This is a genomic window from Paracoccus sp. FO-3 (assembly GCF_006386455.1).
GTDB classification, from domain to species: domain Bacteria; phylum Pseudomonadota; class Alphaproteobacteria; order Rhodobacterales; family Rhodobacteraceae; genus Paracoccus; species Paracoccus versutus.
Genome location: NZ_VCBQ01000065.1, coordinates 20,198 through 27,966, shown reverse-complemented (window position 1 = coordinate 27,966; position 7,769 = coordinate 20,198). Strand labels below are relative to the sequence as shown.

The following is a 7,769-nucleotide window of genomic DNA, read 5'->3' as shown; positions in this document are numbered from 1 at the left end:
CGTTTACAAACGGTCGTTTATTAGTGGTACATGAAACTGCAAACGGCCTGATTTGATGCCCCTGATCGGCTATGCGCGCGTCTCGACCGAGGATCAGACCCCCCTGCCCCAGTCGCAGGCCCTGAAATCCGCAGGCTGCGTCGAGATCCACGAGGAGCAGGCCTCGGGCGGGAACCGCGCGCGGCCCGTGCTGGCGCGGGTGCTGGAGCGGATCGGCAAGGGCGACACGCTGGTGGTGGTGCGCATCGACCGTCTGGCGCGGTCGCTCTCCCACCTCCTCGAGGTGATCGAACGGCTGGAGGCCAAGAACGCCTTCTTCCGATCGCTCACCGATCCGATCGACACGTCCTCCCCGCAGGGTAAGTTCACCCTCCAGGTCCTCGGCGCCGCAGCTGAGTTTGAGCGCGCCCTGATCCGCGAACGCACCAAGGCCGGGCTGGCCAGCGCACGAACCAAAGGCCGGGTTGGCGGCAATCCGGGCCTGCGCGTCCGGGATCCGGCAACGCTGCGCAAGGTGCGGCTGGCCCGGCAGGACGGCTATATGGAACGCCTGAACGAGACGGCGCAGGACTGGGTGCCCCATGTCCGCCGCCTGCGGCCCGACTTAGCCTGGGAAGATGTGGTGCGCATCGTCAACGGCCCCCTGCCCCACGAGCGTCAATGGACGCAAAGCCGGCTTTTGCGCGCGGTCAACGCCTATGTCCGGGACGGCTTCCTGCCGCCCACGGTACTGGACCGCGCCGGCCGCCGCGAAACCGACGACCGCCTGCCCGCCATCGTCGCTGCCATCAAGGGCGCGGACCCCGAGATCACGCTTCAGGCGATCTGCACCAGACTGGAAGCGATGCGCGAGCGCACGCCCCGCGGGCGGACAAGCTGGCAGCCGTCATCTGTGAAGATGCTGCTGGAGCGGGCGGAAAGGCTGGGGCTGCTTGAGTAGTCGAGCTACCTTGCAAATCCTCCAAGACATGGAGGGATTACAAGGCTGTGGTCAGTTTCAGGCTCAGAAGCTGTCCGCTCATGCAAAGGGGTTGACGATGCGAAGCTGCCCTTCGACTAGCAGGCCATCTTGCATGTCCTCGCTCCACAGCGTGGTGCAGCCCACAACCAGAGCGCTTGCCACGATCATCGCGTCGTAGATCGAGAAACCGTAACGTTCCGCCAAGGCGCGGCCAACGTCATGTGTTTGGAGGGTCAGGTCTTCGACGGGGCACAAGGCGCGCACGCCTTCGAGAAACGTCCCTGCCTCCTCCCAACTGAGGCCGGCTTTGCGGCGGCAGTTTACCAGCGTCTCGTTCAGCACCTGAACGCTGATCCGGGGCCCCTGCCCCAGGATGAGCTCGGCGCGATCGGCCTTCGGGCCGTCGTCGAGCAGGTACAGAACGACATTCGTGTCCGCGAATTCAGCGCTCATGCGCGTCTTCGCGGCTCAGGCGTTCCGCAGCGGGAAGCTTGCCCCGGAAGCGGCGCAGACCCGTCAGCACCTCATCCGCACGCGCCAGACGACGGACTCTTACCTGGCCGTCGTCCTTGACCAGGTCGATCTGATCACCTTCCTTGAGGCCAAGTTCCCGGACAAGCTCGGCGGGCAAACGGACGGCAAGCGAGTTGCCCCATTTCGCGACCTGCATCGTGACCTCCTGAGTGGATATACGTTCAGGAATGTATATCATGCTGGTTGCTTGGGCAAGCCTGTCCACGAGCCCGGGCTACTCTTGTGCATCATGCAGCGCCTGACACCAGATTTAGAAAGAGCTTGCACGAATCTGAGTCCTCCGGCAATAGTCACGGAAAAGGGCGACTAAACGCCAAATTCCGTGAACACGCCACGGGCGCGCGAGGGCAGATGAGCAGAGCCGATACACAGGAAGACCTGAACGCTGTGATCCGTCAGCATTCTGAGGTGCTGGCGGCGCAACTGCATTCGCAGCGTGAGAGCCTGTTTCCGCCCGACGCATCCAAGTCTATGCGCAAATTCACCTCTGGGGAAGCAGCTGCTCTGCTGGGCGTCAACGATTCATACCTCAGGAAGCTCCACCTTGATGGCAAGGGGCCGTCGCCGGAAGTTTCATCGGGGAACCGGCGACACTATTCGGCCGACGACATCCATAACTTGCGCGTTTTGTTGGACAAAACGGCTCGCAAGCCGGGAGACTACCTGCCCGGGCGTCGCGCAGGTGACCATCTGCAGATCATCGGCGTGATGAACTTCAAGGGTGGGTCGGGCAAGACGACCTCCGCGGCGCATCTCGCTCAACGGTTGGCTCTCAAGGGTTACCGAATCCTGGCGATCGACCTAGATCCGCAGGCTTCTCTCACGGCCTTGCATGGGGTTCAGCCTGAGTTTGACTTGCTGGACGGCGGCACGCTCTACGATGCGATCCGTTATGAAGACCCGGTTCCGATCGCCGAGGTGATCCGCAAGACATATATCCCGAACCTCGATCTGATTCCTGGCAATCTCGAACTGATGGAGTTCGAGCACGAGACGCCGCGGGCGCTTTCTCGCGGCAACGCGGGTTTGTTCTTTTTCCGTGTGAAGGAGGCGCTGGCGCAGGTCGATGAGCGGTATGACGTCGTCGTCATCGACTGTCCTCCGCAACTGGGGTTCTTGACCATGTCCGCGCTGTCGGCCGCGACAGGCGTTCTCGTTACGATCCATCCCGAGATGCTCGACGTGATGTCGATGAGCCAGTTCCTCAGAATGACGGCTGACCTGATGGACGTCATTGCCGACAGTGGGGCCGACATGTCGCATGACTGGATGCGGTATCTCTTGACCCGGTATGAGCCGACAGACGCACCGCAGAACCGTATCGTCGCCTTCTTGCGAACGATGTATGGCGACAAGGTTTTGAACGCGCCGATGCTCAAGTCGACGGCCATCTCAGATGCCGGTTTGACCAAGCAGACCCTTTACGAGGTCGAACGCAGCGCGTTCACCCGGACGACCTATGACCGGGCCATTGAAAGCCTGAATGCGGTCAACGACGAGATTGCCCAGCTCATTCAGAAGACTTGGGGGCGCTGATGACCGACAGCAAGAAGAAGCGCATGTCCATGCTGGATAGTCTTGCAGCGGCAGGGACGCCCCCTGCCCCTGGTAGCATGATGTCTAGCAATCGGGCCCTGCGGTCGGCGCGTGATGCTGTCGATGCTCACCATGTTTGGGAGCTCGATCCGGCTGAGATCCAAGACGAGCGATACTCGGATCGCCTCGACCCAAAGGATGTGCACGACCTTCGCGCGTCGATTGAACAAAACGGGCAGACTGTGCCCATCCTTGTTCGGCGCCATGCGACCGACCCCAATCGGTATCTCCTCGTCTATGGACGCCGCCGTCTTGAGGCCATTCGTGCCTCCGACAAAGTGAGCAAGGTTCGCGCCCTCATCGCTAACCTGGACGATACGGCGGCACTCCGCGCTCAGGTTTCAGAGAATACTGGTAGACGTGACCTGAGTTACATCGAGCGTGCCCTCTTCGCTCAGGAACTGCTCGATAGTGGCTTTGGCTCGCAGGCACAGATTGCCGAAGTGCTCAACGTGACCCGTTCGGCGGTATCGATGTCGATCTCGGTTGCCAAGGCGATCGGAACTGCACTGGCCCATGCAATCGGACCGGCGCACGGCGTCGGCCGTCCCAGATGGGAAGCTTTGGCCAAGGAGCTTGCCGACAGCCGGATCGAGAACGACGATCTTTCCCGAATTGCTCTTGATGTTCGCGCCAAGGAGGCCGCGAACGAACAGGCGGATGAGGATCCGCAGGTGGATCCTTCGGTGGCGGCTTTTGAGGCCGTTGCGCGGCATGTAAAAAAGAGTGTGAGCTCGACGCTCGGCAAAAAGCCGAGATCGAAGACCACTGCCCTTGTGATCGATGGCACGCCCGTGGGCGCTATCAAGAGATCTGGCCGGGCGCTTCGCCTGGACCTGACGGATGTGGATGATGCCTTTGCGGAGTGGCTTGATGCCCGCGCGCAGGACGTCCTCGAAGAGCTTCACGATCGCTGGAAAGGCGAGACATGAAGAGAGGCAGAGCAGCAACAAAAAGGAGGCACGGTACAGGCTAAAGAAAAGGTCCCGCAAAGCTTGCGCTCCACGAGACCCCAACTTTGATCTTAGCACTTTCAAGGTAGTGGGCCGGCGCGCAAACCGCAAGTCATATGTGATTCGCGGAACAGCTTTTCTATGCCTTCGTGAATGACATCATGGAGTACACACCGATTTCGCCGTTTATGCGGCCGATCTCGCACGCCCATCTGCGCGTGGTCGAGCGTCCTGAGGCGTCTGTTCCGGGCAAGCCCGTCAACAAGTGGGAGCTCCTTCGCGAGCTGTCCAAGGCGCAGGCGGCCTTTGGGGTTTCCGAACGCGATCTGACCGTTCTGCAGGGGCTTCTCAGCTTCTTTCCGGATGATGCACTTGGCGGGAATACCGAGATGGTCGTCTTCCCGTCGAACAAGGCAATCTGCGAGCGGCTGAACGGCATGCCCTGCTCCACGATGCGCAGGCACATTGCCCGTCTGGTGGATGCTGGCTTGCTCATGCGCCGCGATAGTCCCAACGGAAAGAGGTATGTTCGCAAGCACGGCGAAGAGCGTGTGGCTTTTGGCTTCGACCTCTCGCCACTCTACTGCCAATCCGAAAAGGTTGCACGGGCCGCAGAGGCTGTGCGTGAGGCCGAGGACCGTATCCGGAGACTGCGGGAGGTCGTGAGCCTCATGCGGCGCGATCTTGCTGCCCTGGCGGAGTTCGGAGAAGAGGTCCAGCCAGGCCTCGGCCTCTGGGATCAGTTTCGCGACAAGGCTGTTCTCACAGCGCGCGCCCTTCGCCGCAAGCTCACGCTCGAGGAGCTCTCAGCATTTCGCGCCGACCTTGAAGCCCTTCTCGACCACGCACGCAACGTCATTGATGGTCCTGAAACAGAAAAAATGAACACCAATGGTGCCAATATTGAGCGCCACCATCATAATTCAAATAAAGAATCTATAGATCTTGAACCTGCCTTAGAAAAAGGCGGGGCGGCGGCCGGCGCGCCAGATGTTGAAACGGATGCACCTGGTGCTGACGTGGAAGAAGCAGACACAAGACGCGTGCCAAAGATCCCGCTCCATCTGGTGATCGCGGGCTGCCCGTCGCTCAAAACTTTCTACCAGGGCGATATCCGCCACTGGCATCAGCTTTTCGACGCGGCTTGCCATGTGCGGCCGGCCATGGGGATCAGTGCTTCCGCTTGGGAAGAAGCGCAACGGTTCATGGGCCCCGAGCAGGCATCGATCGTTGTTGTCGCCATGCTGGAACGCTTCGCCGACATCCGATCGCCCGGTGGCTATCTCCGTGCGCTGACATCGAAGGCTGCGGCGGGCGAGTTCTCCTGCGGGCCGATGGTCATGGCACTGATGTCCCGGCGAAGCGCGGCGTGATGTTCACAGCTGTGAACATTCTCCCCGTCGGCGCCCCAATCGATGAAGTTCACAGCTGTGAACTCTCTCCGCCGTCTGATGAGCAACCAGCAGATAGAGGGAAAGGTTGGGGGGTTTGAGGGGTGACGGGAAGTGAGATCGGGAGAGTGGCTTCCGACGCCCGTCGTGGAGAATATCTGATGGCGAAAGCAGCCCAGAAAGTCACCCTGTCCCCGTCGCGGGACATCCCCTTCGACAAGCTCGTGCTGAGCCAGTCCAACGTGCGGCGCATCAAGGCCGGCGTCTCGGTCGAGGAACTGGCCGAGGACATCGCGCGGCGCGGCCTGCTGCAGGGCTTGAACGTCCGGCCCGTGCTTGATGCCGACGGGGTCGAAACCGGCACGTTCGAGATCCCGGCCGGCGGCCGCCGCTTCCAGGCGCTATCGCTCCTGGTGAAGCAGAAGCGTTTGGCCAAGACCGCGCCGATCCCCTGCATCGTGCGGGATGCCGCCTCCGACATTTTGGCCGAGGACGACTCGCTGGCCGAGAACATGCAGCGTGTGGCTTTGCATCCGCTGGACCAGTTCCGTGCGTTCCAGGCCCTGCGCGAAAAGGGTCAGGGCGAGGAAGCGATCGCGGCGGCCTTCTTCGTGACGCCGCAGATCGTGAAGCAGCGCCTGAAACTCGCCTCCGTGGCCCCTGCCCTGCTCGAGGTTTATGCCAAGGACGGCATGACGCTCGAACAGCTGATGGCCTTCACCGTGAACCCGGATCATGCGCGTCAGGCGCAGGTCTGGGATGCGGTGAAGAACTCCTGGAACAAGGAGCCCTACGCCATACGGCGCATGCTCACGGAGACCTCGGTCCGGGCGTCTGATCGCCGCTCTGTCTTTGTGGGTGTCGATGCCTATGAGGCGGCCTGCGGTGTCGTCCTGCGCGATCTCTTCCAGGGCGATGACGGAGGCTGGCTCGAGGACCCTGCCCTGCTCGATCGGCTGGTCTCCGAGAAGCTCCAGGCCGAAGCCGAGGCGCTGGCCTCGGATGGCTGGAAGTGGATCGAGGTGGCGACCGACCTGCCCTATGGCTACAGCCACGGTCTGCGGCGTCTGGCCGGTGATCCCGCGCCGATGACCGACGAGGAAAGCGCGGCCCATGCGACGCTCCTCGCGGAGTATCGGGCGCTGGAGGAAGAATACTCCGGCCAGGACGAGTACCCCGAGGAGATCGATGCCCTGCTGGGTCAACTCGAAATGGCGATGGAAGCGCTTGAACAGCGGCCTCTGATCTACGACCCGACCGAGATTGCGCGCGCGGGCGTCTTCGTGACGCTGGATCGGGATGGCAGTCTCGCGATCTATCGCGGGTACGTTCGGCCAGAGGACGAGCCGCACGAGGAGACCGCGGTCCAGGATGGCGATGGTGTGGATGCCATGGGGCAGGGGGGTGATGTCGGCGGTTCCAGCTGGAAACCGTCGGCGACCTCCGCTGGCGGCACCGTCATCACCTCGGGCGGTCAGCCGATTGGTGCGGATGCGTCCGAGGAGGAAGACGACGGAGCGCTGAAGCCGCTGCCCGAACGGCTGGTCATGGAACTGACGGCCCATCGGACCCTTGCGCTGCGCGAGGCTATCGGGCGGTCGCCGGACGTTGCGCTGACGCTCCTGCTCCTGAAGCTGGTCACGGACACCTTCCGCACCTCCTCAGCCTCCGGCAGCTGCCTCGAAGCCTCGGTCCGCCACGTCTACATGTCGGCTCAAGCGCCCGATCTGAAGGACAGCGTTGTAGCAAAGCTGGTCGATGAGCGTCACGCGGCGTGGGAGGCCGATCTGCCTCTCGGCGATGATGTTGCGCTCTGGGACTATCTGACGGCGCTCGATCAGCGTAGCCGTCTGGCGCTCCTGGCGCATTGCCTCAGCTTCGGGATCAACGCGCTCCATGAGAAGGTGAACCCTTATGGTGCGGGCATCTCCGCCAGCGGTCTGACTCGTCGCATGGCGCATGCCGACCTCGTGGCTCGCGCTGTCGATCTGGACATGGTCGAGGCGGGCTGGGAGCCCACGGTTGATGCCTATCTTAACCGTGTGCCCAAGGCCCGGATCCTCGAAGCCGTTCGTGAGGCGAAGGGGGAGGGGATTGCGCAGCTTCTCGATCACCTCAAGAAGGACGAGATGGCCACCGAGGCCGAGCGGCTTCTCAAGGGCAGCGGGTGGTTGCCCGAGGTCCTGCGCCGGGCCGATCTGGTGACGCTCGACGGCGAGGCGGTCGGAGAAGGGCAGGGGAAAGATGCGGGCGAGCCCGACGATATCGATCTCCCAGCTTTCCTGACCGCTGATCTGCCTGACGGCGCTGCGTCGATGATGGCCGCGGAGTGAT

7 protein-coding genes are annotated in these 7,769 nt (G+C 62.2%); 5 read left to right on the top strand and 2 right to left on the bottom strand.

All coding sequences use genetic code 11. From position 1 onward, the window contains the following. Positions 1-55 precede the first annotated feature (55 nt). The gene (locus FE811_RS17355; RefSeq protein WP_123130491.1) at positions 56-940 is read left to right on the top strand and encodes a recombinase family protein; all 885 of its coding nucleotides are present in this window, start codon (positions 56-58) and stop codon (positions 938-940) included. Positions 941-1,018: 78 nt separating this feature from the next. Here the strand turns inward: FE811_RS17355 and FE811_RS17350 are convergent, their stop codons facing one another. Together FE811_RS17350 and FE811_RS17345 are read right to left on the bottom strand one after the other, a co-directional pair. Then, positions 1,019-1,414: a PIN domain-containing protein gene (locus FE811_RS17350; protein ID WP_123130490.1), complete on the bottom strand. Its 396-nt coding sequence runs from the start codon at positions 1,412-1,414 to the stop codon at positions 1,019-1,021. Continuing rightward, on the bottom strand, positions 1,404-1,631 hold the full coding sequence (locus tag FE811_RS17345) for an AbrB/MazE/SpoVT family DNA-binding domain-containing protein (protein ID WP_123130489.1): 228 nt from the start codon (positions 1,629-1,631) through the stop codon (positions 1,404-1,406). Before FE811_RS17345 ends, FE811_RS17350 begins: the two co-directional genes overlap by 11 nt. 215 nt (positions 1,632-1,846) lie before the next feature. Between FE811_RS17345 and repA the strand changes: the two genes are divergently transcribed. The 4 genes from repA to FE811_RS17325 all read left to right on the top strand — a co-directional run bounded on the left by repA (position 1,847) and on the right by FE811_RS17325 (position 7,768). After that, a complete protein-coding gene (repA, locus tag FE811_RS17340) occupies positions 1,847-3,031 on the top strand; it encodes a plasmid partitioning protein RepA (protein ID WP_140848184.1) in 1,185 nt (394 codons plus the stop codon). Continuing rightward, a complete protein-coding gene (gene repB / locus FE811_RS17335; protein WP_123130498.1) occupies positions 3,031-4,023 on the top strand; it encodes a plasmid partitioning protein RepB in 993 nt (330 codons plus the stop codon). The genes repA and repB overlap by 1 nt, the downstream gene beginning before the upstream one ends. A gap of 182 nt (positions 4,024-4,205) precedes the next feature. Next, complete coding sequence (gene repC, locus FE811_RS17330; protein ID WP_032490181.1) at positions 4,206-5,417, top strand: plasmid replication protein RepC; 1,212 nt, start codon at positions 4,206-4,208, stop codon at positions 5,415-5,417. A gap of 179 nt (positions 5,418-5,596) precedes the next feature. Continuing rightward, positions 5,597-7,768, top strand: a complete 2,172-nt coding sequence (locus FE811_RS17325; protein ID WP_140848182.1) for a ParB/RepB/Spo0J family partition protein — start codon at positions 5,597-5,599, stop codon at positions 7,766-7,768. Position 7,769: the final 1 nt, after the last annotated feature.

Coding starts and splice junctions, on each gene's coding strand:
- FE811_RS17355 (WP_123130491.1), top strand. CDS start 56: ATGCCCCTGATCGGCTATGCGCGCGTCTCGACCGAGGATCAGACCCCC.
- FE811_RS17350 (WP_123130490.1), bottom strand. CDS start 1,414: ATGAGCGCTGAATTCGCGGACACGAATGTCGTTCTGTACCTGCTCGAC.
- FE811_RS17345 (WP_123130489.1), bottom strand. CDS start 1,631: ATGCAGGTCGCGAAATGGGGCAACTCGCTTGCCGTCCGTTTGCCCGCC.
- repA (WP_140848184.1), top strand. CDS start 1,847: ATGAGCAGAGCCGATACACAGGAAGACCTGAACGCTGTGATCCGTCAG.
- repB (WP_123130498.1), top strand. CDS start 3,031: ATGACCGACAGCAAGAAGAAGCGCATGTCCATGCTGGATAGTCTTGCA.
- repC (WP_032490181.1), top strand. CDS start 4,206: ATGGAGTACACACCGATTTCGCCGTTTATGCGGCCGATCTCGCACGCC.
- FE811_RS17325 (WP_140848182.1), top strand. CDS start 5,597: ATGGCGAAAGCAGCCCAGAAAGTCACCCTGTCCCCGTCGCGGGACATC.